Source organism: Tenuifilum thalassicum (genome assembly GCF_013265555.1).
Taxonomy (GTDB): Bacteria; Bacteroidota; Bacteroidia; order Bacteroidales; family Tenuifilaceae; genus Tenuifilum; species Tenuifilum thalassicum.
This window is the reverse complement of the sequence record NZ_CP041345.1, coordinates 2,951,973-2,977,823: the sequence shown is the minus strand read 5'-3', so window position 1 is coordinate 2,977,823 and position 25,851 is coordinate 2,951,973. Positions and strand designations below refer to the sequence as shown.

Sequence of the window (25,851 nt, the reverse complement as noted above, 5' to 3'; positions counted from 1 at the left end):
ATCTATCTAAAATGGTCAGACTTCTTTTAATCAGCAATTCAACAAATGCGGGAGAAGCTTACTTAGAGCACCCTAAAGAAGAAATAGCAAAGTTTTTGGGTGATATCAAAAAGGTTCTCTTTATTCCATGGGCAGCAGTTACCTTTAGCTACGATGAGTACGAGCAAAAGGTACAAACCCGTTTTAGCGAGTTTGGAGTAGAGGTGGATTCAATCCATCATCATCGGAATGCTAAGCTGGCTGTTCAAGAGGCTGAAGCTATAGTTGTAGGCGGTGGAAATACTTTCAAACTATTGAAGACCATCCAACAAACTGATATCATTGAGGCAGTTAGAAACAAAGTACTTAGCGGCACACCATACATAGGATGGAGTGCAGGTTCGAATGTGGCATGTCCAACTATTTGTACTACAAACGATATGCCTATAACCGAACCCGATAGTTTTAGCGCTTTCAGCCTGGTTCGATTCCAAATCAACCCCCATTATCTGGATGCAAATCCCGATGGCCATGCTGGTGAAACTCGCGAAGAGAGAATTATGGAGTTTTTAGAGATGGACCCAAATGTTTATGTTGTTGGACTTCGTGAAGGAACAATGCTTAAACTTGAGGATGTTGAGTTTAATCTAATTGGACCAAAACCTGCTAGAATCTTTAAGAAAGGTCAGGCACCACGAGAGGTATACCCAGGCGACGATTTAGATTTTCTTTTTGAATAGAAATCGAGATAAAACAGGGCACTCGCCCTGTTTTTTATCGTTTTACAACAACATATTCGGCTGGTAGTGTTACAAGTAGGGAGTGGCTAATATGCTCAATTCTAATTACTACCTTTTTCTTGCCTGAATGTTCAACCATCTCACCCTCAACACCCTGAAGTGAACCAAAACGCACCACAACTTTAGTCCCTGGTTCAATATATCCTTCTACTGCCTCAATCTCAATATCCTGTACCAGTAGCTGCTTAATCTGTTCTATTTGCTTATCGGGTATTGCAACTGCCTTTCCTTCGAACGTAACATAGCGTACAACACCCATAGTATTAAGGACATCGTAGTATTGTTTTGGCTCTACTCTTACAAAGATATATGAGCGAAAAAGTGGCTCCTCAACCCACTTTTTCCTATCGCTCCAATGCTTTAGCCTTTTTTGCAGGGGCAAAAACGTTTCAATCCCTTTTTCAACTAACCTGGTATAAACCTTTTTCTCATTTCTTGGTTTTGTATATACAGCATACCACTTAGCCGAGTCCATAACTTCGCCCATATAAAACAATTTAGTTTACAAAGGTAGCTTATTTTGATTATTCAGGAATTACTGCATCGGGTTTGCTTAACATATCTTGCTGTTCCGTGTTGAGCTGCAGGTCTTCTATTAGCTTAAACCTGCTAGGTTTTATTGTTAGTAAGACTAACAAAGAGGCCAGCACAAAAACTATAAACAAGGAACTTCCTGTGAACATGTAGCCAATAGCGGCAAACAATGCAGGCCCCTCAACCATTGAGAATCTTATAATTTGAAGTGTTCTGTACTTTATCAGCAAGCTTTTTAGGTCATTTGAATTTCTCAAATTTTTCAATCCTGCTCTATAGATAACCTGGCTGCCCAAAACAGCAGCAATTAGGAATACAAGAGCGATTATTTTTACAGTATCAGAAAGAAAACCAATGTTTAATTCAATTAACGATAGGTGTTGAACAACCACTGCAATAACCAGTAAAATTACTAAAGCTGAAAGCTGGGCAAAGTATAACACTTTGGTTGACATAAAATACTGCTCAATAGTTTTAAAATCATTCATATCTAGTTTATTTATACAATTATCCCTTTAGGTATTTTAAAATCGTTTTTCTGATGATTTAAAAATAATATATTTGTATACTACAAACATTAAAGATATTAGTTATGAAGCGATATTTCTCTTACGCAATTCCAATTGCTTTTGTTATTTATGTTTTAATTTTACTGCTGTTCCGTTTGCTTTTCGACGGGTACTCAACGTTCATTAATGAGATTTACCAAAACCTATTCATTTCTATTTTATCGGGAATCATTTATGTTGCATTGTTCTTTGGTTTTATATGGTTTAACCTGAAAAATACATTAGGATATTTAGAATCGGATTCGTTCGATGAACCTAAGTATGGGCATAAGCTAGTTGAAGAAATTGAAACCAAATGCAACGATTTTAATCAGCTAAAAGAAATTTTTATTAAACATTTCCCAAGCGTAAAAGTTTCCGAAGATAAAAGTGCCATTAAGTTCCTAGGTCCAATTTCACTGAAACGCTGGAATGCAGGTGGCATTTCCTACTTTAATCCAGATAATAAGAAGGTTAAAGTGATTCTTATTCCATATATGGGCTACTCACAAAGGTCCGAAAAACTGCTAAAAGATGAGATGGATAAGATAAAAAACCTCGTTCACGGATAAATTTTATGCTTAAATTAGCATAAAATTATCTCATGATTCTACTTGTTGTTTCCGACCTACATATCGACACAGGAGGAAAGCTAGGGACTTTTGGCTGGAAGCCTAAAAAGTTTATCGAGGTTGTTGATGCTATAATTCAGCATTATAAAGTTGATAAGGTAATACTAAATGGCGATATTTTCGACCTTTATAAGGATTCGTACAAGGATATTGTAGAAGCCAATAAAAAGATTATTGATTACTTTCATCGAAATCAGTTTGTTTTGATAAGGGGTAACCACGATATCTGGGTGCCTAGCTTTAAAAATCATCTTACTATTAAAAATTCATCGGGCAAAACTATTCACATAGAACATGGGCATAAGGCCGATTTTTTAAATGGTACCAGATTTGGCCGCGGAATAAGTTTGGTCTTTTATTCCATGCTTAGAATACTTGTAAAAATTAGATGGGTTGAAAGACTGTTCTTCAAAGCAGTTAGCTATATTGATGAGGTTGAACGAATTCCTCGTAAGTATAACACTTTTAAGTACCTGATTTACGCACTTAAGCTTCTTAGGAGGTACGATATGGTAATTCTTGGTCATACTCATAAGCTGGAATCGCATAAAATTTACTATCTAAACAACAAAAAGATATACCTTAACTGTGGAACATGTTCGCTGAAACGTTTTCAGGCAGCGCTTGTTGATACTGAAACATTAGATTATGAGCTGATAAAAATCCCCAAAAAAGCAAAATTCGATGTTGCGTTTCTTCCCCCTTTTTAAAATAAGAGAACAACCAAAAGCATAAGCCAACCTTTTTTAACAAACCAATATAAATTTAATAGAATTATTACCTTAAATTCGAAAATCGTTAGTTTAGTTTTTTAAAACGATTAAACTTAGCGGCAAATTCAATGTCATAGATAAAAATTGATTGAAAACTTATTTCATTATGAGAAAAAGAATTTTGAGCATTGTTTTATTATCGTTTATCATATCTACTGCTGCATACTCGCAAGAACCATGGACTTTGGAACGTTGCATTGATTATGCTTTGTCAAATAACATTCAGGTAAAGCAGCAGGAGTTAGCAGTTAAATCGAACGAGGTTAACCTGCTTCAATCAAAAATGGATGCTCTGCCAACCCTTAATATTACGGGAAACCACTCCTATAGTTTTGGATTGGTAACAAACTTCCTGACAAATACTAAAGAGGCCTTAAATACACAGGCTACAAGTTTTTCTATAAGCACCAGTGTGCCAATTTACAATGGTTTTCAGCTAACAAATACTCGAAAACAAAGTAAGTTTAACCTTGAAGCCTCGGTAGCCGATGTTGAGAAGGTTAAGAACAATATTGCTCTGTCTGTAGCATCGTTGTACTTGCAAATACTTTACCAGGAAGAGCTGGTGGAGCTAGCCAAGAAACAGGTTGAGCAGTCACGGATGCAACTTAACCGTACAAAGGTACTTGTAGAGGCTGGAAGCCTTCCAGAAGGTAACCTTTACGAGGTTGAGGCCTTACTTGCTTCGGATGAACTACAGCTTGTTAATTCTCAAAACCAGCTCACACTCTCTTACCTAAACCTTGCACAGCTCCTTGAGCTGAAAAACCCTGAAGGGTTTAAAATTGCTAAACCAATAATTCCCGCCATTGATAGTTTAACTCTTTCAAAAGAAACACCAGAACAAATCTTTACCATTTCCGACTCTATTATGCCAGAAATAAAAAGTGCAAAGCTTCGTTTACAAAGCTCCGAGATTGGAGTAAAAATAGCAAAGGGAAGCCTTTATCCACGCTTATCGCTTGGGGCGAACTATAATACTGGCGCACAATACCGCATACTTGATAACTACGATTTTTCTGGCGACCCCTTCTCCACACAAATTAAAAATAATGCAAGTAAGTCAATTGGATTAAGCTTATCTATTCCAATTTTTAATGGATTAAGCGCAAGAAGTAGAGTTACATCTGCAAAAATTAACCTGCTAAATTCTAAGCTAGCTCTAGACAACGAGCGTAACACCCTATTTAAATCGATACAGCAGGCCTATACCGACGCACTAGCTGCTGAGAAGAAGTTAATCGCTTCGGAAAAAAATAAAACCGCTTCGGAAGAATCTTTTCGTTATACCGAGAATAAGTTTAACCTTGGCCTAGTTACTGCACTAGATTATACCACCGCTAAGAATAAACTTGCTAAAGCCGAAACCGAATTGTTACAGGCAAAATACGAGCTCATTTTTAAAGTTAAAATATTAGAGTTCTACAAGGGGTTACCCCTTAAATTATAGACTACGTTAAAACCAAACGAGAAATAAACAAATTGAAATGAATAACCTAAAAATATTAATCTAATGAAAAAAGGACTTCTCAAATACTTGCTTGGAGCAGTTGTATTGCTGATTGTTTTTGTTATTGTTGGTAAGAAAATGGGGTGGATTGGAAAACCCCTTACCACCGCTGTTTATGTTGAAAAGCCTGAGTTTAGAACCATTACTGAATCAATTACAGCCAATGGAAAGATTCAACCCGAAGTTGAAGTAAAAATTAGTTCAGAAGTTTCAGGTGAGATTATTGAACTTCCTGTTAAAGAGGGTGATTGGGTTGAGAAGGGTAGCTTACTGTGCCGCATAAAACCCGACACTTACATTTCAATGAAGGAACGTGCTATTGCTTCGGTTAACTCAGCCAATGCTCGCCTTTTGCAGTCTAAAGCACAGCTAGCTCAAGCAGAGCTATCATTTAAAAGAAGTAAGCAGCTCTACGAGCAAAAGGCCATTTCGGAATCAGAATTTGAAACTGCTAAAACAAACTATGAGGTAGCACAAGCTGAGCTCAAAGCAGCAACCTACAGTGTTGAAAGTGCCGAAGCTTCACTTAAAGAAGCTGAAGAGAACCTTAAAAAAACCACCATCTACTCACCAATCTCGGGTACAGTTTCAAAGCTAAATGTTGAGCTTGGCGAAAGAGTGGTTGGAACCATTCAAATGGCTGGAACCGAAATTATGCGTATTGCCAACCTCAATAGAATGGAGGCAAGGGTTGATGTTAACGAAAATGATATTGTCAAGGTTGAAATTGGTGATACCGCTCTTATTGAGGTAGATGCATATTTGGGTCGTAAGTTTAAGGGTGTGGTTACACAAATTGCCAATACTGCCAACGTGCAGGGTGCAACTACCGACCAAGTTACCAACTTTGAGGTTAGAATCTTTATCCTTGAAAGCTCCTATAAAGATTTGGTTACAAATGCCAAAACAAGCCCTTTCCGCCCAGGAATGTCAACAACAGTTGAAATTCTAACCAATACCAAGCAAAATGTGCTAACTGTTCCAATTCTTGCCGTTACAACACGCATCGATTCTGTTAAAACCAGAAAGGAGTGGGATAAGGTTGGTGAAAATAATACTGAGGAAAAAACCTCTAACTCAAAGATTGAAGCACCAAAGGAAATTGTTTTCGTAGCAAAAGGCGATACTGCCCGCATTGTTGAGGTGAAAACAGGTATACAGGATAACCAGTATATTGAGATAATAGAGGGGCTTTCACCTGATGATGAGGTGGTTTCGGCACCATACAGTGCTATTTCACGAAAGCTGAAGGATAAATCGCTTATACGAAAAGTAAAGACTAAAGAGGAACTTTTTAAATCGGAATAGTTAGATTTCTTTTTAATGGCTAAAATACTTTGCATCGAAACCAGCACCACGGTTTGTTCGGTTGCGCTAGGAGATGAAAATGGCATACTTGGGGTCAGAGAGGTATCTGACCCCAAGGCTCATTCTACCAAATTGCCTCTGCTAATTGAGGAGGTCCTTAAAGAGTCGAATATCACTGCCAATGAGCTCGATGCTGTGGCTGTTAGTAAAGGCCCAGGTTCTTATACTGGTCTTAGAATTGGTGTATCGATGGCTAAGGGGATTTGTTACGCATCTAAAATTCCCTTGATTGGTGTTAGCAGCCTACAAGCCATGGCAATGGGCATTTTGTTTACCAAAAGTGATATTGATTCCAGTTGGCTTCTATGTCCAATGATTGACGCCCGAAGAATGGAGGTTTATACCGCCTTTTACGACTCCAATGCAAATCCTATTACTGATGTTAATGCTGTAATTATCGACCAGAATTCATTCAGCGAACATTTAGCAAGCAAAACCATCCTCTTTTTTGGCGACGGTTCACATAAATGCAAGAATGTGATTTCAAATCAAAATGCTATCTTTATAGATGATTTTTTACCTTCGGCACGTTTTATGCTGCCTTTAGCATTAAAAGCATTCAACAATGAGCAATTTGAAGATACAGCCTACTTTGAGCCATTCTACCTTAAAGATTTTATTGCAACAAAAGCAAAAAACAAAATCATTCCGAACCGCTAAGCTATTGGTTCTCTCATTTTTATTGTTTTACTCATCTGCTTTACTTTCGCAAAACAACAAAAGAGCCTTTACCGGAGGTGAAGTGTTGAAATATGAAATCTACTATGGTTTTATTAGCGGTGGCGAGGCGGTACTAAGAGTTAACGAGCAACAGTTTAATGGCAAGCCTGCCTATCATCTCTACCTAAACGGAAAAACTGTAGGAATAGCCAACACCCTTTATAATGTAAACGACACTTACGAAAGCTTTACCGACGTTGAAACACACTGGCCATTTTACTCCATTCGAAATATTCACGAAGGACGATATCGCCATTATAGCACTCAAACATGGGATCATTGGAGCCGCGAAGACTCATCAATAGTAATCAGCTCCAAAACAGGAAAAGTGATTGTTGAGAAGGGCTGCCAGGATATACTATCGTCGTTTTACTACCTGCGAAACGTCATGTTAACCATGCCACCACTTCAACAAGATCAGGTAATTACCATTCCCACCTACTTTACCGATGAGAAGTATCCGCTATCGGTACGGTTTAAAGGCTATGAGACCATAAAGACCGATATTGGCTATGTTAAATGCATGAAATTTATGCCGGTAGTGCTAACAGGTAGGGTTTTCAAAACAAAGGATGATATGACTATTTGGTTCTCGAACGACGAAAACTTTATTCCCATCCGCGTAAAATTCAACATCTTTGTTGGTTCGGTTTATTGCGATTTGGTTGAATATAAAGGACTAGCCAACAAATTTACAGCACTAAAGAAAGGGCGGTAATCGTTAGAAGTTAATCGTTAGAATTAATCGTTAAGCGTTAAAGATAAAAGTTAAAAGTTAAACAAAAAAGTATGACCCGTCCTAAATAAAGTCTACATAAAAATGTAGATATGAATAAAATATTTGCGTTTCACTCAATACCTTCTATGGCTTGGCTTGTCATCCTGAGCGAAGCGAAGGATCTATTGGAGGGTACATAGGGCTATCAATTCTCTAAACACCAAAAACTAAAAACCAAACACGGCTCTTCCGATTCCTTCCGAATATTTCCGAGTCATTCCGAGTCATTCTTTTAAATTCTTCTAACTTCTTTTAACTTCCTCATATTCCTCAGCCAAAGTTGCTTCGGCAAGGTCAGCATGACATACTGATTCTTTGGGCAATTTATCAAAATTGCGATGCAACGTTTCATATTCGCTCTTTGGTGTGGTTCTTTCGTGCATCGTAAATTACTCAGGGGCTTGATGATTCTACCATTACTTAGCCCCTACGGGGCAATGTTTTCAAACTTTACTAATTGGTTGATTCTGAGCACACATTTCTAAACACCAAAAACTAAAAACGAAACACGGTCTCAAACCTTCCGATTATTTCCGAATCGTTCCGAGTCATTCCGCATCATTCCTATAACTTCCTCTAACTTCTTTTAACTTCCTCATATTCTTCAACCAGAGATGCTTCGGCAGGCTCAGCATGACAAAAGTCTTCCGAATCATTCCGATTATTTCCGACTCATTCCTATAACTTCCTCTAACTTCCTTTAACTTCATCATATTCATCAAGAAGAGATACCTCGGCATGCTCAGCATCCCAAACCTCTATGCACCGAACACCGTAAACTAATCACAACCTTTAAATTTTTAACTTTTTCTGCTAACTTTGTGAAAATATCAAACTATAAACAGCTATGTACGGAAAAATTAAAAACGAGCTGCAGCAGCAGCTAGAGAATATTAAAGCCGAGGGGCTCTATAAAAACGAACGTATAATTACCACTCCACAGGGTGTTGAAATCCTGGCAAATGGGAAAAAGGTGCTTAACTTCTGTGCCAATAATTACCTTGGTTTGTCATCGCATCCTGCAGTAATTGAGTCAGGGAAAAAAGCCATGGAGGAGTGGGGATTTGGTATGTCGTCGGTAAGGTTTATTTGCGGAACGCAAGATTTACATAAACAGCTAGAGAACAAGATTAGTGAGTTTTTAGGAACTGAAGATACCATACTTTACTCTTCGGCTTTCGATGCTAATGGTGGAATTTTTGAGCCCATTCTTACCGAACAAGATGCGATTATTTCTGATGAGCTAAACCATGCTTCTATAATTGATGGAGTAAGGCTTTGTAAGGCTCAACGTTTTCGCTACAAGAACAACGATATGGCTGATCTTGAGGCAAAACTTAAAGAAGCCTCAGGGTGCCGTTACAAAATGATAGTTACCGATGGCGTATTCTCCATGGATGGTATCATTGCCCAGGTTGATAAGATTTGCGATCTGGCAGAGAAGTACGATGCTATGGTGATGGTTGACGATTCGCATGCCACTGGTTTTGTTGGTAAAACTGGTCGAGGTACACATGAGTACTGCAATGCCATGGGTAGGGTAGATATTATATCAACAACCTTTGGAAAGGCCTTAGGAGGAGCATCGGGTGGATGTATCTCTGGACGTAAAGAGATTGTTGACATGCTACGTCAGCGTTCAAGACCATACCTGTTTTCAAACTCATTGATGCCTGCCATTGCCGGTGCAACTCTTAAAGTGCTTAACATGCTTAGCGAAACCACTGAGCTACGCGATAAGCTCTGGGAGAATACTCAGCTATTCCGTAAAGGAATGTCAGAGGCAGGTTTCCGTATTGTTGAGGGGGTACATCCTATTACGCCAATTATGCTAGGACACTTACCCAATGATGCTAAGCTTTCGCAGGATTTTGCCGCGGCTTTACTTGAAGAGGGCATTTATGTAATTGGCTTCTACTATCCTGTTGTTCCAAAGGGTAAGGCACGTATTAGGGTTCAAATAAGTGCTGCTCATACCCGCGAGCATATCGAGTTTGCCATTGAAAAGTTTACAAAGGTGGGTAAACAGCTTGGTGTAATCTAATTTCTTCCAATTTTCTATACTTAAGACCGATACAGCAAAAGTATCGGTCTTTTTTATCGTTTATTCAGAAATCACAGAAACTTGGATAGGTTAATTAAGCAGATTTCGTTTGTTGGACTTTTTTTACAGCTTTAAAATTATAAGCAGGTCATTACTAATTTATTTCATAACATGAATTGATTATCAATTCTTTCGTGTTTCGTACTTTTACAGTAGCTTAATTTTTCCAGTTTTTTTACTTTTTGCATTGATGACGATGTCTTATAAGTAATGATTTTGCTATTTATAAGCCATAAAAAAAGGCTACCCTTTCGAGGTAGCCTTTTTATAAAAAATAATTTCTAACTAGATACGTGATAGTTCCATTGTTAATTTCGTGGTGAGTGTAATGCCCATCTCCTCAACGGTTTCTACAGTATAACCCTTCACATGAGAGTTAGACTTCTCTGTTAGTGTAAGTTCGAATGATACTTCATTAGGAAATTCGTATATAGTTAATTTGTCACCTTTTAGTGTGTAAGTATATTCTGAACCATCTGTGTCGATAGCAGTACCATCGGCCTTAAATTCAATTACCCCATCATTTTCGGTAACCTCAGAGTCAATTGGGGTGCCAGAGGCAGAATCGCCCATGTAGTATTCAATGGTAGTTTTATCAACGTTCCATTTGCCAACAATGTTGAAATCTTCACTGTCCTTTTGGCATGATGTGAATGCAAATGCAACTCCAAAGAAAAGTGCAATTAATCCAATTTTTTTCATAAACAAATTAATTATAGGTTAGACAAAATATTAGAATAAACCGTGTATCTGTGCATCAATCTTATTGATTATAAATCTTAAATCTTCAGGTTTATCGGCAAAGTCAAGGTTATCTACATCAATTATAAGAAGATTTCCAAGCTTATAGCCTTCAATCCAAGCCTCATAACGCTCATTAAGGCGCTGCAGATAGTCGAGGCGGATGTTTTTTTCGTAGTCTCGTCCTCGTTTTTGGATTTGTTTTACCAGAGTTGGCACTGAGGCCCTTAGGTAGATTAGTAAATCGGGAGGATTTACCAGAGTGGTCATCAGGTTGAATAGCGAAAGGTAGTTGTTGAAATCGCGGGTGCTCATTAAACCCATATCATGAAGGTTGGGCGCAAAAATGTGAGCATCCTCGTATATGGTTCTGTCCTGAATAACATCTTCACCGCTTCGGTGAATCTCAACTATTTGACTAAATCGGCTATTTAAGAAGTAGATTTGAAGGTTAAAGCTCCAACGCTGCATATCCTCATAAAAATCGTTTAAATATGGATTGTCATCAACATCCTCATATTGAGGTTTCCACTTATAATGCTTGGCAAGTAAACCTGTTAGGGTTGTTTTGCCTGATCCAATATTACCTGCAATTGCTACGTGCATAAAGTTAAAATTCTTAAATAAATACTTTTATAAAAGTAAAAAATAAGGTTTTCTCTCCAAAAAAAATGGTTAATAAACTTTACAAAATATCTTGATGATATGTTGAAATAATACTATCTGTTGACAAACTACCTGTTTGAAATAAGCCTGTTGTGAATTGCAAGCAGCTCATCGATGTATTCGCGTGTATTAGAGAGCCTAGGCACCTTGTTTTGTCCTCCTAGCTTTCCTCGTTCACGCATCCACTCAAAAAAAGTTCCAGGAGCAGCTTGAGTAACCTTGGGAAAGTCAAGGGTGACATTCTTGGCTCGTTTTGCCTCATAATCGGAGTTTAGCTCACAAAGCGAAGAGTCTAGTATATTTGCGAAAGTATCAATATTCGCAGGGGCTTTTTCAAACTCAATTAGCCATTCATGGCTTCCCTTTTTGTTGGTTTCCATAAAGATAGGTGCGGCAGTGTATTCCGAAATTATTGCTCCGGTGGCTGCGCAAGCCTTTTCAAGGGCACGTTCAGCGTTATCTATTATAACCTCTTCGCCAAATGCGTTGATGTAGTGCCTGGTACGCCCAGTTATTTTTATTTTGTGTGGCGATTTTGAGGTGAAAGTCACCGTGTCGCCTATCATGTACCGCCATAGTCCCGAGTTTGTTGATATCACCATGGCGTAATTCTTTCCTATCTCAACATCGGCAACTGTTAGCGTTTTGGGGTTTGGCTTTGAAAGTTCCTCAAAGGGTATAAATTCGAAAAAGATGCCATAGTCGAGCATTAGAAGCATGCTATCGGAATTTGGGTCATCCTGAATGGCAAAAAAGCCCTCGCTGGCGTTGTAAGTTTCCATGTAGTGCATGTTGGGCGAGGGAATTAACTTTTGGAATTGTTCCCTGTAAGGGGCAAAACTAACGCCACCATGCATAAAGAGCTCAAGGTTAGGCCATATCTCAAGCAGGTTGTTTTTCCCTGTATGGTTGAGTAGGTGCTTTATCATTACCAGGTTCCACGATGGAACCCCTGCCAAGCTGGTTACGTTCTCTTTTAGGGTTTCAGTTGTAAGCATTTCCAACTTCTTTTCCCAATCGGGAATAAGCGCAACCTTTTGGCTGGGTGTTCTTATGAAGTCGGCCCACCAGGGTTGGTTCTCTATCAGGATAGCCGATAAATCGCCATAAAACGATTTTATGTTGAAGTTATCGACCTGATGGCTGCCTCCAAGAGTAAGCCCCTTGCCGCTAAATAGGTTATTATCGGGGTAAAGGTCGAAGTAAATGGCCAACACATCGCGAGCACCTCGAAAGTGACAATTCTCTAAAGCCTCGTTGCTCACAGGAATAAACTTACTTTTGCTTTGCGTTGTTCCCGACGATTTGGCAAACCACCTTATTTCGGATGGCCAAAGTAGTCCTTCCTCTCCTTCTCGGAGCCTTTCGATATAGGGCTTTATCGACTCGTAATCGACTATAGGAACCCTTTGCTGGTATTCTTCAATGGATTTAATGCTTTCAAAACCAAAACGCTTCCCATACTCAGTGGATGCGGCTTGCTTTAGCAAGTCGAAAAGCACATCACGTTGTACCTCAAAAGGGTACTTTCGGAAAAGGTCGATGTTATACAACCTTTTGGTATTAATCCAGTTTAGGATAGAATTAAAAAAAGGCATGCTTCAGGTTTTAATCTATCCAAATCTATATGATTTTTAGCAAATGGCAAAGCCTCTATTTAAAGCTTAAACGTTATGCCAACTCCAAAAATCTCTTTAAACTGAACTCTTGGCCCGTTTGAATCGATTATACCATCGTGGTTGGTGTCCTTGGCTATTTTTACCTTATCGTCGTAAATTAGTTGGGTGTTAAGGTTAACATTGATATACTGGTTCACCTTCATAATAACCAGTGTTTCCCAGTTAACAACAATATTCTGAGGATTTTCAAGGTAGTTTGAAAACAAATCGAGCTTTGAGGTTAGGGTTAGGTTCTTCAACCATTCGGGTTTAAAATCGTTCTTGCTGAATACTATTCTAAGGTAACCACCAAACTCATTTTTTATTTGCTTCCCCTTTTCAACACCAAATGCCCCAGCATTTGACAGCATGGTATCGGTTACAAAGGTTACCTTACCAGTTAAAGGGGCATAAAATGCGCTAAGGTAATCGTTTGGTTTGTAGTCCATCCCGACTGCACCCACAAGATAGGCAGGAGCAAAAAAGTTTGAGATTTTTGTTCTGGTGCTATCGTTGGGGTAGTTATAACCAGTTGAAAACTGGGTTTTGAAGTTCAACAATGCTGCATAGTAGAAATTTTTGCTTGCTTTTCGTCCAAACTTAGATAATACATCAATTTTATCATCAGTCTTTTTAATATATTTTACATCCTCCTGGCTAAGTATGCCGTATCCTAAATCAATGGTGTTCACCCACGATGCGTTGGGGCTTTTGTAGTTGATGAATCCACTAAAAACCGAATTCAATGCAAATGAGCTTTGCCCTCCTGCTGCCCAGTTTGTTAGAGAGGTTTGGTTTACGTTAATTCCTAAAGCTATCCCCTTTTTCCAGCCTTTAATGGTATCGGGCTGAAACGATTTTAGCTTTTCTGTAGTTTCTTTTAGCTGACCAAATGCTGTAATAGCTGCCAAAAGCATAATGAATTGCAGGCTTAATATTTTTTTTGTCATGGGTTATTTAGTTTTTTTTATTCTTTTAAATCTGTTCAACAAGAGTTACTAAATAATTGTTTCAAAGATTAAAGTGATTTTGATACTAGAAGCCATTTTTTGTGTCGTTCGATGTCATCTCAAAATATTTGCTTAGCACTAAAAGCGATATTAAACGCTCTCTCTTTTTATCCCTAAATCGATTAACGTGATTGTGTGCATTGGCAATTATGGCTTTAGCCTTATCGGGGTGATTAAGGTAAAAGTTAATCTTATCTTCAAGGTCGGAGAAATCATCGGCAATGCTAATGTAATGATAATCGGGTTTAAGGGTTCCTTCCATGTACCAGGTCTCAAACTTTGGGATGGTTGAAACTGCCACGGAATTCGACGACATCACCCACTTTAGATTGGTTGCTACATCCACACCCTCCAGGCAAAGAATGAATTTATACTTTAGCTGGTCTTTGATTGTTAGCCATCCTTTTTTCCAGTCAGGGTTACCATCCCAATTATTGGTATAACCTGCATCGCATAACGGGTGATCGTGAAATTTTTCTAAAAAGTCGATTCTGTTCTGTTTTAGCTTCGAAACATGTCCTCGCCAAACCAAAATATCTTTCTTATCCTCATATTTTATTGGGTCGTTAATAAAGTTGAAATGGCGGTACTTATCGAGGTTAAGAAGTACAGAGTTTTGGTTGTTATCGCCAACTGGTCGGCTTTTTACAATCGAAGGAGCATCTGGTACAAATGTTATATCGCCAAAGAGTGGGTTGAACTGGTAATTCTTTGGAAAGTAACGGAGATACTCTAGCGTATCGAAGTAGTATGCGCTACTGTAATCTTTTAGCTTAAATTTTCCTATAGCCACTGTTTTTTTACTCCCTTCAAGGGGATGCCTTTTGGTTAGCTTGTTGTAGTAGTTGACTCTAAATTGAACTTCAGTATCCCGAGTATCCGAATCGGTTATTATCTTTTTAAGCCTTCTCCTTTTAAGTGAGAAAGGGTAGAGCATCATAAAAAGTGCCTTGGCATAGTAAAATGCCTTTATCTTTTTAAAGCGATAAATCATCTCATTTGAAGGATTTTTGACATCAACAAAAGTAATAAAATCGATTTCAAACCTTTAATTTTCCATAAAAAATTGATTTTCTTGTATTTGTTTGGCGGTAAAGTTGTACCTTTGCACGCTAATTTTTTAGGGGGATGAAAGGTATCAGAAACATCGCAATTATTGCACACGTCGACCATGGCAAGACTACCCTAGTGGATAAGATGATTATCCAGGGAAAACTTTTCAAGGAGCACGAAAATCCTGGAGAACTAATTCTTGATAGCAACGATTTGGAGCGCGAACGGGGTATAACCATACTGGCAAAAAACGTATCGGTAAACTATAAGGGATATAAAATAAACATAATCGACACTCCTGGTCACAGCGATTTTGGTGGCGAAGTAGAACGCGTACTCAACATGGCCGATGGCGTTTTGCTGCTTGTTGATGCATTTGAAGGAACAATGCCTCAAACCCGTTTTGTACTGCAAAAGGCCTTGGCTATTGGACTAAAACCTATTCTTGTTATCAATAAAGTTGATAAGCCAAACTGCCGCCCCGAGGAGGTGCAAGAGCAAGTTTATGAGCTGATGTTCAACCTTGATGCTACCGAGGAGCAGCTTGAGTTCCCTACAATATTTGGAAGTGCTAAGCAGGGTTGGATGAGTAGCGATTGGCGCAAACCTTCAAATGATATTACACCGCTTCTCGATTGTATTATCGACTATGTGCCCGCACCTAAACAGCTGCAGGGTACACCACAACTTCTAATCACTTCGCTCGATTACTCAAACTATGTAGGCCGAATTGCTATTGGGAAGTTGCATAGGGGCACGCTGAATGCCGGACAGAATGTTTCTTTAGTAAAACGCGACGGAACAGTTGTTCGAACTAAGATTAAGGAACTACTGGTTTTTGAAGGTTTGGAGCGCAAAAAGGTTGATGAGGTTCACTCTGGCGATATCTGCGCACTTGTTGGTGTTGAAGGGTTTGATATTGGCGATACTGTTGCCGATTTTGAAAATCCAGAACCACTTCCAACCATTGCCGTTGATGAGCCTACCATGAGCATGCTTTTCACCATTAACGACTCACCTTTCTTTGGTCGTGATGGGAAGTTTGTCACCTCTCGTCATCTCAAGGATAGGCTTATGCGTGAACTTGAAAAGAATTTGGCGCTTCGAGTGGAAGAAACCGAATCGGCCGATGCATTTACTGTATATGGCCGTGGTGTGCTTCATCTCTCTGTTCTTATTGAAACCATGCGCCGCGAGGGCTATGAGCTACAGGTTGGGCAGCCAAAAGTTATCATTAAAGAAATAGATGGGGTTAAGCATGAACCCATTGAAATACTTTCCATTGATGTTCCCGAAGATGTTTCGGGCAAGGCCATTGAACATGTTACCCGCCGCAGAGGTACGCTTATTTCAATGGACCGTAGGCACGATAGGGTACACCTAGAGTTTGAGATTCCCTCGCGTGGCATTATAGGATTGCGTAACATAATCCTTACAGCTACGGCTGGTGAGGCTATTATCTCTCATCGATTTAAAGCTTTTGAGCCTTATAGAGGTGAAATAGAAACTCGTACTAACGGTTCTCTTATAGCCATGGAGAGCGGAACTGCTTTTGCATACGCTCTTGGTAAGTTACAGGATAGGGGACGATTCTTTATTGATGAGCACGAGGAGGTTTATGCCGGACAGGTAGTAGGTGAAAATACACGCGCTGGCGATATTGTTGTAAACGTGACCAAGTCAAAAAAGCTTACCAATATGCGTGCTTCGGGCTCCGATGAAAAGGTGTTTTTGGCTCCTCCAGTTAAATTTACCCTCGAAGAGGCCCTCGAATACATTCAGGACGATGAGTATGTTGAAATAACACCAAAGGCAATTCGTATAAGAAAAATTTATCTCGACGAGAATGAGCGTAAACGTAGGGCTAAGGCTCAATAGAATATCATCTATTTTGATGATTATTTTTAATTTTTTTGGGTTGATTTGAATTTTTATAACTTTGCACGTTGATTTTTTGAGAAGGTGGGAACGGTTTTAAAGGCATATACAATTAGTTTTAAGGGACTTAAACTTGGAAAACACTCGTTTGATTTCGAAGTTAATAACGATTTCTTTTCCGAGTTCCCCGAAGGCGAAATTAGAGAGGGCGCTCTCAATGCCAAGGTCAAAATGAATAAGCAGGAAAATCTGCTTGAATTTGACATAGTGATTAAGGGAGAGGTTAAGGTTACCTGCGACAGATGTTTGGAGCAGTTCTTCCTACCAGTTCAATATAAAGGTTTTCTTCTAGCCAAGATTACTAGCGAGGAGATGGAAGACGAGGCCGACATCATGTATTTAACCGAAGATGACCACGAAATAAACCTTGCCCGCTACCTGTACGAAAGCATTCACCTGAGCCTACCAATAAAACGGTATCATGGGCTAAACGGAACAAGTATTGACGATTGCGACCAGGAGATGCTCAAGTACATTCATTTTGAGGAAGAACAGGAAGTAGAGGTTGATCCTCGATGGGAAGCGTTAAAAAAATTGTTAGATAATAATAACTAAGTTGGACTATATAATTTGTTGAAAAATGGCACATCCTAAATCAAAGATCTCGAAACAGAGAAGGAACAAGCGTAGAACTCACTACAAAGCAGTAGCTCCAACCCTGGCAACATGTTCAAACTGTGGTTCAGCAATTGAATTTCACAGGGTTTGCCCAGAGTGTGGATACTATCGTGGTAAGTTGGCAATCGAGAAGGCTGTTAATGCCTAAAATGTATTTCGAAAATAAACCCGTGCATTAATGATTAGAATTGGCGTTGATGCAATGGGAGGCGATTTTGCACCCGATGCTGCCGTATCGGGTGCAGTTTTGGCTCTTCAGCATCTTAAAGCCGATGAGCGCATTGTGCTTTTTGGCGATAAGCAGCAAATAATAGATATCCTCGCTCGTGAGAACGTTAGCCCTGATAAGTTCGATATTGTTCATGCTTCCGAGGTTATCGAAATGGGAGAACACCCTTCTAAGGCATTCTCCAAAAAAACAGACTCCAGCATTGTAAAAGGTTTTATGGCTTTGGCTGCTGGCCAAATCGATGGTTTTGCCAGCGCGGGTAGCACTGGTGCCATGATGGTTGGTGCTTTCATGGTGGTTAAGCAAATCCCTGGAGTTATTCGTCCAGGAATTGCAGGTTTTATACCCGTTTCTGAGAACAAACTCAACCTTATACTCGACGTTGGGCTTAACCCCGATTGCCGTCCCGATGTGCTTTTTCAGTATGGAAAGCTTGGCTCCATCTATGCTAAACAAGTGCTTGGTGTCGATAATCCACGGGTGGCCCTACTTAACATTGGCGAGGAGGAGGAAAAAGGAAACCTGATTACAAAAGGTGCCTTTGAACTTATGAAGGAAACCTCTGAGTTCAACTTTGTTGGGAATGTTGAGGGTCATCATTTATTTCATGATAAAAAAGCCGATGTGATTGTTTGCGACGGATTTGTTGGTAATGTGGTGCTGAAAGAGGCCGAGGCATTCTATCACCTCCTCAAAAAATTTAATCCTGATAACACTTTTATTGAACGATTTAACTCCGAGAACTATGGCGGAACGCCTGTTCTTGGCGTAAATAAACCAGTTATAATTGCCCATGGAGCTTCAAGCCCCGTGGCTATAATGAATATGATTATCCAAACTCGCGAGGTAATAACTTCGAACCTCTGCGAAAAAATTAAAAATGCATTTGTATAGCTATGGGAAAAATTACTGCCGCAATCACAGGCGTTGGTGGGTATGTACCCGACTACATTCTTACCAACGAAGAGCTTAGCAGAATGGTCGACACCACCGATGAGTGGATAATGACCCGAATTGGTATAAAAGAACGCAGAATCCTTAAAGGCGAAGGCCTCGGAACTTCCGATATGGCTGTGAATGCCGTTAACGAACTGCTGCGCAAAACCAATACCCACCCCGATGAGGTGGATATGCTCATTTGCGGCGTAGTTACACCCGATATGCAGTTCCCCGCTACCGCTAATATTATTAGCGATAAGTGTGGAATTAAAAATGCTTTTGGTTACGATATGAACGCTGGTTGCTCGAGCTTCCTATATGCTTTGGTTACCGCTTCAAAGTTTGTGGAGTCTGGAACCCATAAGAAGGTGGTTGTGGTTGGTGCCGATAAGATGTCGTCAATTACCGACTATACCGATAGAACAACCTGCCCTATCTTTGGCGATGGTGCTGGCGCTGTTTTACTTGAACCTAGCACCGATGGCTTTGGCCTGCTCGATGCTAAGATGCAGGTTGATGGCTCCGGACGTAAACACCTTCACCAGGTGGCTGGTGGATCGTGCTACCCCGCTTCGTTTGAAACAGTGGCAAAACGCCAGCATTTTATCTACCAGGAAGGACAGCCAGTTTTTAAAGCTGCTGTTTCCAACATGGCCGATGTGTCGGTTGAGATGATGGAGCGCAACAACATTAAACCCGAAGATCTTGCATGGCTTGTTCCCCATCAAGCTAACATGCGTATTATTGAGGCCACAGCCAAGCGCATGGGAATTAGCAAGGAACAGGTTATGATTAATATCCAGCGCTATGGGAACACTACCAGTGCAACTATCCCGCTATGTCTTTGGGAGTGGGAGCCTCAGCTAAAGAAAGGCGATAATATTATTATTGCCACATTTGGTGCTGGCTTTACCTGGGGCGCAGCATACCTGAAATGGGCTTACGATGGCGAAAAAATGAACAAGTAGAACTGTTTAAGATATTCCTACACATGCCGGCCTAGTGCCGGCTTTTTTGTTACTGCATATATTAGGTATGGGAATCTTTTACTTTTTTTTGTGGTAAAATCCTTTTCTAACCCTCCTCTTTCAATATAGGTGACAGGGGTGAGGTCTAAAAAAAATCCAAGCACCAAAGGCGTTAAACGTTAAGCGTTAAACGAAAAACTCTTCCGACTCCTTCAGAGTATTTCCGAATCATTCCGTGTCATTCTTCTAACTTCTTCAAACTTCCTTTAACTTCATCATATTCTTCAACAAGAGATGCCTCGACTACGCTCGGCATGACAATAACACATGATTTAAGGCTGTGTCTGGCGAAGACGGATTCAAGATTTGACCAACAGGTTGGATTTTTGGTTTTCAAGATAACGGCATAAAAGGCTGTTCCGCCAATGGGTCGTGGGTGGGTCGTTGCGTAGGGTTAAGGAAGCGGTGCTGTTTGAGCCATGCCGCAGGCATGGTGAGTTACGCCGCGCGGCAGACACGCCCACGGGGCACCCACGGGACAGGCTTTTCAGCCTTGATTTTTTGCTTCTTTTGCATCAACGCAAAAGAAGGGAAAAACAAACGTGGCTTCGACAGGCTCAGCCACCGGCAGGCTCAGCTACCACAAGCGTAACCTTGGCAGGTTCGGAATAACAAGACGCTTCCGAATCATTCCGAGTCATTCATTCCTCTAACTTCTTCTAACTTCCTTTAACTTCCTCTAACTTCATCATATTCTTCAAGTAGAGATACCTCGGCTTCGCTCGGCATGACAAGGCGCTTACGAATCATTCCGAATCATTCCGATTATCCCTTATTAATTGTTTTAAAAACTAGCACAAAACGCTATTAAATAAAAAATAAATAGTAAAAAAAGACAAATAAAGCGCGTGTGATAAAATAAACGCAGATGATTACATTGTTTTTTTGACTTCTTTTAAAAATAGCTGTAACTTAACCCACCTTTTAAAACTTTTTTACAACTTTACCACCCCAAAGCTGTTACTAAACTTTGACCCTTCAATCTGGCAAAACCGGACAAGCTTTTGAACCTTAAATCCGCCTTCGCCGGGCAAGTCTTGAATGTAGAATTTTAAATTTTGAATTTTGAATTTTGAACCTGAAAACTTGAATCACTAACACTAAATATAATGCCTATGAAAACAAGAAATCTACTCAAAACATTAGCCCTAACAGTCATCCTGCTCATTGCAGGTAAAGTCGGGTGGGGGCAAGGAAGCGAAGATTTTACAAATTTCCCAGAGACTAGTTCTAGTTACGTAGATGGGACTTTTACAGGACTGGATGGCTCTACCTGGACATATGTGCAATGTAGAGGGGATAACGCTATAGCTGCACCAACTCCTATGTTAGGAAGAAACAGAACCCCTGCTGCAGAAGTGACGTCAGGTATAATTTCTGGTGGTATTGGGACTTTAACGTTTGATTATAAACAAGCCTTCTCTACCAATGTTAATCTAGAAGTATATGTAAACGGTAACTTAATTACAACTGTAACTACATCCTCAGAGCAGGATGTTTTGAAAAGTTCTGGAACAATTAATGTAAATGTTCCTGGAGATTTTACTTTATCTTTTAAGCAGCCATCTGGATCTGGTCAGGTATGTATAGATAATATAGTTTGGACAGGATACGCTGACACCCAAGCCCCACAGGCCACCTTTGACCCTGCCGATGGTGCAACTAATGTAGCTGTTGATGCTAACATAACAATTACATTTGATGAGCCTATACGTAATATTGATAACTCTGAAATTACCGATGCTAATGTGGCAAGCCTGCTTACCTTAAAGGAAACAGATGCTTCTGGTGCAGATGTTCTATTTACTGCTACTATTGACGCTGGAAAGCAGGTAATTACCATTACCCCCAGCTCAAATCTAGCTAATAATCAGGATTACTATGTTGCAATTGCTCCAGTAGAGGATGCGTCCGATAACCCAACTTCACTTTTATCCTCTACTTTCACAACTATTGATGCTACTGCTCCTACAATTAAATTAACCTATCCCAACGGTGGCGAAACATTCCATGCTGGCGATGTTGTAACCATTACTTGGACCTCAGCCAATATGGATGCTGAAAATATTAAGATTGAAGTTTATGCAAGAGATGGCCAAACACCAACATGGAACTGGGTTGAAGTTATTGCTAGCACTGCTAATGATGGTACAGAAGATTATACCATACCTGCAGACGCTTCATATGGCACTCAATATAAAGTAAGAGTTACTGGATTGACCAGCAGTACAGCCGATGAAAGTGATGCAACCTTCACTGTAATTTCAACCCCAACTATTAATATGATTCAATCGGATAACACTGCTGGTGCATCTAATTATAGCGACGATATTGTTAAGTTTTCAGGTATTGTTACTGCTGTTAGTTCGTCAAACTTCTTCGTACAGGATGGTTCTGGTGCTTGGAATGGTATTTATGTTAAGAGTAGCCCAACAACTGTATCTGTAGGCGACCTGGTTGAAGTTGAGGGAACTGTAGCTGAAAGTTATGATCTAACCGTGATATCCCCTGTTTCATCTGTAAATATTACATCTTCAGGCAATGCTTTACCAGACCCAGTTACACTTACAATACCAGAAGCAAATAACGAACAGTATGAAAGTGTTTTGGTTAAGCTGTCCAACGTGGAGTGCTCGAATGCTGATGCTGGTTATGGTGAGTACACCTTAAGTGATGGAACGAATGAAATTAATGCCGATGACCTTTTCTTTGCATACACCCCAACTCTTGGAAAGAAATATGATATAACTGGCATACTAAATTATTCTTTTGGTGCATTTAAGGTTGAGCCTCGTGACGCTTCCGATATCCACGAGTACAGCTCCGATGCCACACTTTCAGCCTTTACCCTTGGTGGTCAGGATGCTATGGTGCTAGCTAACGTGAGCGTTGCCGACCCTGTTAATGATGCCGGTGCAACAATGTACGTTGCCAACTTTACCGGTTTTGCCGGTATTGTTGCTACTACAACCAATACCAATGCTACATTTACGGTCACCCTGAATGGAGCTGTTGTTGACCCCGCAAACTACGCAACCCAAGCATTAGCCGATGGTGATGTGGTGGTTGTTACAGTTACTGCCGAGGATGGTACCATGGGATACTACAAGGTAACTCTGACAGGTGAGAACCGCTCACTAACCGTAACTGCTCCAACTGGTGGCGAAACCTACAATACTGGTGAAGTGGCAACAATTTCATGGACCTCAGCAAATATCACCAATGTAAACATTTATGCTGAGGATGCCGTAACATCCGAGCTCTATCCCATAGCAGCTAATGTTGATGCCACCCTTGGTACATTCGATTATACAATTCAAAATGGCGATCACGGTACTGTTTACATCCGCGTTGCAGATGCAGCTGATGAGAACTTCTTTGCAAAGAGCGCAGGAACGGTTACCGTTACCGATAATGTTGCCCCAAGCATTACCGATAGGTATCCTGCCGTAGATGCCACCGATGTACCTGTAAGCTTTACACTAACCATTACCTTCGACGAGGATGTTCAGGATGGAACCAACGGTGCGCTCGAAATCCGTAAGACCAGCGATAACAGCGTTGTTCTCTCTAAATCTTTTGCCGACCTAACACATCAAGATAACAACCTAACCCTTAATGTTTCGGGTCTGGAGTACTCCACCTCTTACTATGTAACCATTCCTGCTGGCTTTGTTGTTGATATGAGCACTGCAAACGGCAATGCAGAGGTTGCTGCAAATGCATGGACATTTACAACCATGGCACAACCACCAATGGACCTATTCTTTAGTGAATACATTGAAGGTGGAAGTGTTAGTAAAGCTCTTGAGATTTACAACCCAACAGATAATGATATTGCCCTTAGCAATTACCTATTAAAAGGTACTGCTAATACCTCATCAGATTGGGAGTATGATTATCCATTCCCTGCTGGCGCTGTTGTTCCAGCCCATGGTACCTATGTTATTGTTGATGACGCATCTGATGCTTCGTTGCTTGCTTTAGCTGATTGGGTATCAACTGGATATGAATGTGCATTTAATGGTAATGATGCTCGCGGGTTATTTAAGTTTAATGGAACCAATTATGATCTAATTGATGTAATTGGTGATCCTAATAATCCTGGAAGTGCCAATTATTCTGTTGCTGGCATTGCTGATGCAACTGCTGATCACACCCTAGTTCGTAAGAGCAATATAGTAATTGGAAACCCCGATTGGACTGCTTCCGCTGGTACCGATGCTGCTAGCTCTGAATGGGAGGTTTATGGTGTGGATGAATTTTCTTACCTGGGTTGGCATATAGCTAAGAGCTCTGCAAAGGATATTGTAGGCTTTGAGCTGGCTGAGCAGACTGGACCAGCTACTATTGATAATGCTAGCCATACCGTTAATATTGAAGTTGCTTATGGTACAGATGTTACAAGTCTTACTCCTACTATTACTGTATCAAAATATGCAACAGTAAGCCCAGCAAGTGGAGTAGCGCAAAACTTCACTAATCCTGTAACATATACAGTTACAGCACAGGATGGAACAACTCAGGATTGGGTGGTAACAGTTACCGTAGCTGCTACTCAAAGTTCAGCAAATGATATTGTAACATTTGAAATTCCTGGACAGATCTCTGCTACCATTGACGCCAATGCAGCCACTGTTGATGTATTGATGCCATTTGGAACAGATGTTACCAGCTTAACTCCAACCATTACAGTTTCTGCAGCAGCTACAATAAGCCCAGCTAGTGGGGTATCCCAAGACTTTACCAATCCTGTTACCTATACCGTTACCGCTCAGGATGGCTCAACCAAGGTTTGGACTGTTACTGTTACGGTGCAGCAGTTATCGCTCACAAGCATTTATGATATCCAGTATACCTCAGATTCAAATGGAGACTCACCTCTTGTTGGTCAGCAGGTAAAAACTAAGGGCTGTGTAACTGCGATTTATGAGGGTTCTTCATCGTACAATATTTGGATTCAGGATTCATCAAAGGCATGGAATGGTGTTGAGGTGTATGGCATTGATAATGCTCTAGGCCTTGTTTCGCTTGGCGATACCGTAGAGGTTGTTGGCGATGTGGAAGAAAACTATAATCTGACACGTCTAACTAACGTTACCTACATTAACGTTAAAAACTCAGGTAACACTATTTCACCTCTTGAGGTATCAATAGCAGATGCGCTAACCGAAGCTTATGAGGGTGTATTTATTAAGCTAAGCAATGTTGAGTGTACAAATGCCGATGCAGGCTATGGAATGTTTGAGGTAAGCGATGGAACCAATTCAATCCTAATTGACGATGATTTATACAAATATACCGCTACTCAAGGTACACGTTATAACATTGTTGGTTTAGGACACTACAGCTATAGCGCACGAAAGGTGTTACCACGTTCTGCCAGTGATGTTGAGGTTGCAGAAACCAAGTACACTGTTACTTTCACCGTTACCGATGGCACAAATGCAGTAGAAGGTGCTACTATTACAGTAACAGGACAAGGCGACCTAACAACAGATGCTAGCGGTCAAGCTACCATGCAGCTGCCAAATGGCGACTATACCTTCATCGTTCTAAAAGATGGATTTAACACCTACAATGGTTCATTCACCGTTGCCGATGCCGATAAAGCTGTAGAGGTTACACTTGTTCCAACTGGTGTGCCAGTTAATACCCTTGCCAAGCTAACCGTTTATCCTAACCCATTTACTTCCCGTATCAACTTTGAGGGTGCAGAAGTTACCCGTGTAACTGTTACCTCAGTAATTGGACAGGTTGTTCTGGATCAGATTGTTGAAAATGCAAGGTCAATTGACCTAAGCAACATTGAAAAAGGTATCTACCTTGTTCGTTTCTACAATAATAAAGGTGAATCTGTTCTCCGTAAGTTGATCAAGGAGTAATTAGCAGTACCTTTATAGATATCATTGAACCCCGCTTCGGCGGGGTTTTTTGTTATAACCAAAAGTGCAGTGTTCACTGTGCAGTGTTCAGTGTACGGTGTTCAGGTTACTGAGGGATGTCATGCTGAACTTGCCGAAGATGCTCTGGTGGAAGAATAAGAGGAAGAAAGAAGTTAGACGAAGTTAGTAGAAGTTAAAAGAAGTTAGAGGAAGTTAAAGGAATAAGATGGAAGACCGTGTTTGGTGTTTAGTTTTTGGTGTTTCGATTTTTTTGACCTCACCCCTGGCCCCCCTCCTGAGAGGAGAGGGGTAGAAACCAATTCTACCTCCTACACAGGAA

General features: G+C 40.3%; 21 protein-coding genes. 14 read left to right on the top strand and 7 right to left on the bottom strand.

Annotated elements, in window-relative coordinates:
- Positions 1-11: 11 nt before the first annotated feature.
- Positions 12-719: a dipeptidase PepE gene (gene pepE / locus FHG85_RS12300; RefSeq protein WP_173076340.1), complete on the top strand. Its 708-nt coding sequence runs from the start codon at positions 12-14 to the stop codon at positions 717-719.
- A 34-nt stretch (positions 720-753) separates the two neighbouring features.
- Here pepE and FHG85_RS12295 read toward each other — a convergent pair whose 3' ends face one another.
- Both FHG85_RS12295 and FHG85_RS12290 read right to left on the bottom strand, forming a co-directional pair.
- Positions 754-1,266, bottom strand: a complete 513-nt coding sequence (locus FHG85_RS12295; RefSeq protein ID WP_173076338.1) for a UpxY family transcription antiterminator — start codon at positions 1,264-1,266, stop codon at positions 754-756.
- Positions 1,267-1,303: 37 nt separating this feature from the next.
- Positions 1,304-1,801 (bottom strand): hypothetical protein, encoded by a 498-nt coding sequence (locus FHG85_RS12290; protein WP_173076336.1) that lies wholly within the window; start codon positions 1,799-1,801, stop codon positions 1,304-1,306.
- A gap of 104 nt (positions 1,802-1,905) precedes the next feature.
- On the opposite strand from FHG85_RS12290, the gene FHG85_RS12285 reads away from it, so the two are divergent.
- The 7 genes from FHG85_RS12285 (at position 1,906) to kbl (ending at position 9,686) form a co-directional block, all read left to right on the top strand.
- On the top strand, positions 1,906-2,433 hold the full coding sequence (locus FHG85_RS12285; RefSeq protein WP_173076334.1) for a hypothetical protein: 528 nt from the start codon (positions 1,906-1,908) through the stop codon (positions 2,431-2,433).
- Positions 2,434-2,465: 32 nt separating this feature from the next.
- Complete coding sequence (locus FHG85_RS12280) at positions 2,466-3,203, top strand: metallophosphoesterase family protein (protein WP_173076332.1); 738 nt, start codon at positions 2,466-2,468, stop codon at positions 3,201-3,203.
- 169 nt (positions 3,204-3,372) lie between these two features.
- A complete protein-coding gene (locus tag FHG85_RS12275) occupies positions 3,373-4,716 on the top strand; it encodes a TolC family protein (protein ID WP_173076329.1) in 1,344 nt (447 codons plus the stop codon).
- Positions 4,717-4,779: 63 nt separating this feature from the next.
- Positions 4,780-6,084: an efflux RND transporter periplasmic adaptor subunit gene (locus FHG85_RS12270; RefSeq protein ID WP_173076327.1), complete on the top strand. Its 1,305-nt coding sequence runs from the start codon at positions 4,780-4,782 to the stop codon at positions 6,082-6,084.
- Between the two features lie 15 nt (positions 6,085-6,099).
- Positions 6,100-6,804 (top strand): tRNA (adenosine(37)-N6)-threonylcarbamoyltransferase complex dimerization subunit type 1 TsaB, encoded by a 705-nt coding sequence (gene tsaB / locus FHG85_RS12265; RefSeq protein WP_173076325.1) that lies wholly within the window; start codon positions 6,100-6,102, stop codon positions 6,802-6,804.
- Positions 6,710-7,582: a DUF3108 domain-containing protein gene (locus FHG85_RS12260; protein WP_173076323.1), complete on the top strand. Its 873-nt coding sequence runs from the start codon at positions 6,710-6,712 to the stop codon at positions 7,580-7,582. Before tsaB ends, FHG85_RS12260 begins: the two co-directional genes overlap by 95 nt.
- A gap of 907 nt (positions 7,583-8,489) precedes the next feature.
- Complete coding sequence (gene kbl, locus FHG85_RS12255) at positions 8,490-9,686, top strand: glycine C-acetyltransferase (protein WP_173076321.1); 1,197 nt, start codon at positions 8,490-8,492, stop codon at positions 9,684-9,686.
- Between the two features lie 345 nt (positions 9,687-10,031).
- Here the strand turns inward: kbl and FHG85_RS12250 are convergent, their stop codons facing one another.
- The 5 genes from FHG85_RS12250 to FHG85_RS12230 all read right to left on the bottom strand — a co-directional run bounded on the left by FHG85_RS12250 (position 10,032) and on the right by FHG85_RS12230 (position 14,815).
- Complete coding sequence (locus tag FHG85_RS12250; RefSeq protein ID WP_173076319.1) at positions 10,032-10,448, bottom strand: hypothetical protein; 417 nt, start codon at positions 10,446-10,448, stop codon at positions 10,032-10,034.
- Between the two features lie 30 nt (positions 10,449-10,478).
- A complete protein-coding gene (locus FHG85_RS12245; protein ID WP_173076316.1) occupies positions 10,479-11,093 on the bottom strand; it encodes a deoxynucleoside kinase in 615 nt (204 codons plus the stop codon).
- Between the two features lie 128 nt (positions 11,094-11,221).
- Complete coding sequence (locus tag FHG85_RS12240) at positions 11,222-12,751, bottom strand: GH3 auxin-responsive promoter family protein (RefSeq protein ID WP_173076314.1); 1,530 nt, start codon at positions 12,749-12,751, stop codon at positions 11,222-11,224.
- 59 nt (positions 12,752-12,810) lie between these two features.
- Positions 12,811-13,761 (bottom strand): DUF3078 domain-containing protein, encoded by a 951-nt coding sequence (locus tag FHG85_RS12235; RefSeq protein WP_173076312.1) that lies wholly within the window; start codon positions 13,759-13,761, stop codon positions 12,811-12,813.
- 85 nt (positions 13,762-13,846) lie between these two features.
- Positions 13,847-14,815, bottom strand: a complete 969-nt coding sequence (locus FHG85_RS12230) for a glycosyl transferase family 90 (RefSeq protein ID WP_173076310.1) — start codon at positions 14,813-14,815, stop codon at positions 13,847-13,849.
- Positions 14,816-14,949: 134 nt separating this feature from the next.
- Between FHG85_RS12230 and typA the strand changes: the two genes are divergently transcribed.
- The 6 genes from typA (at position 14,950) to FHG85_RS12200 (ending at position 25,511) form a co-directional block, all read left to right on the top strand.
- The gene (typA, locus tag FHG85_RS12225) at positions 14,950-16,752 is read left to right on the top strand and encodes a translational GTPase TypA (protein WP_173076308.1); all 1,803 of its coding nucleotides are present in this window, start codon (positions 14,950-14,952) and stop codon (positions 16,750-16,752) included.
- An 84-nt stretch (positions 16,753-16,836) separates the two neighbouring features.
- The gene (locus FHG85_RS12220; protein ID WP_173076306.1) at positions 16,837-17,367 is read left to right on the top strand and encodes a YceD family protein; all 531 of its coding nucleotides are present in this window, start codon (positions 16,837-16,839) and stop codon (positions 17,365-17,367) included.
- Positions 17,368-17,392: 25 nt separating this feature from the next.
- The gene (gene rpmF / locus FHG85_RS12215; protein WP_173076304.1) at positions 17,393-17,578 is read left to right on the top strand and encodes a 50S ribosomal protein L32; all 186 of its coding nucleotides are present in this window, start codon (positions 17,393-17,395) and stop codon (positions 17,576-17,578) included.
- A gap of 30 nt (positions 17,579-17,608) precedes the next feature.
- Positions 17,609-18,553, top strand: coding sequence for a phosphate acyltransferase PlsX (gene plsX, locus FHG85_RS12210; protein WP_173076302.1), 945 nt, complete (start codon positions 17,609-17,611; stop codon positions 18,551-18,553).
- 2 nt (positions 18,554-18,555) lie between these two features.
- Positions 18,556-19,566 (top strand): beta-ketoacyl-ACP synthase III, encoded by a 1,011-nt coding sequence (locus FHG85_RS12205; protein WP_173076299.1) that lies wholly within the window; start codon positions 18,556-18,558, stop codon positions 19,564-19,566.
- A 1,175-nt stretch (positions 19,567-20,741) separates the two neighbouring features.
- Positions 20,742-25,511, top strand: coding sequence for a DUF5018 domain-containing protein (locus tag FHG85_RS12200; protein WP_173076297.1), 4,770 nt, complete (start codon positions 20,742-20,744; stop codon positions 25,509-25,511).
- Positions 25,512-25,851 lie beyond the last annotated feature (340 nt).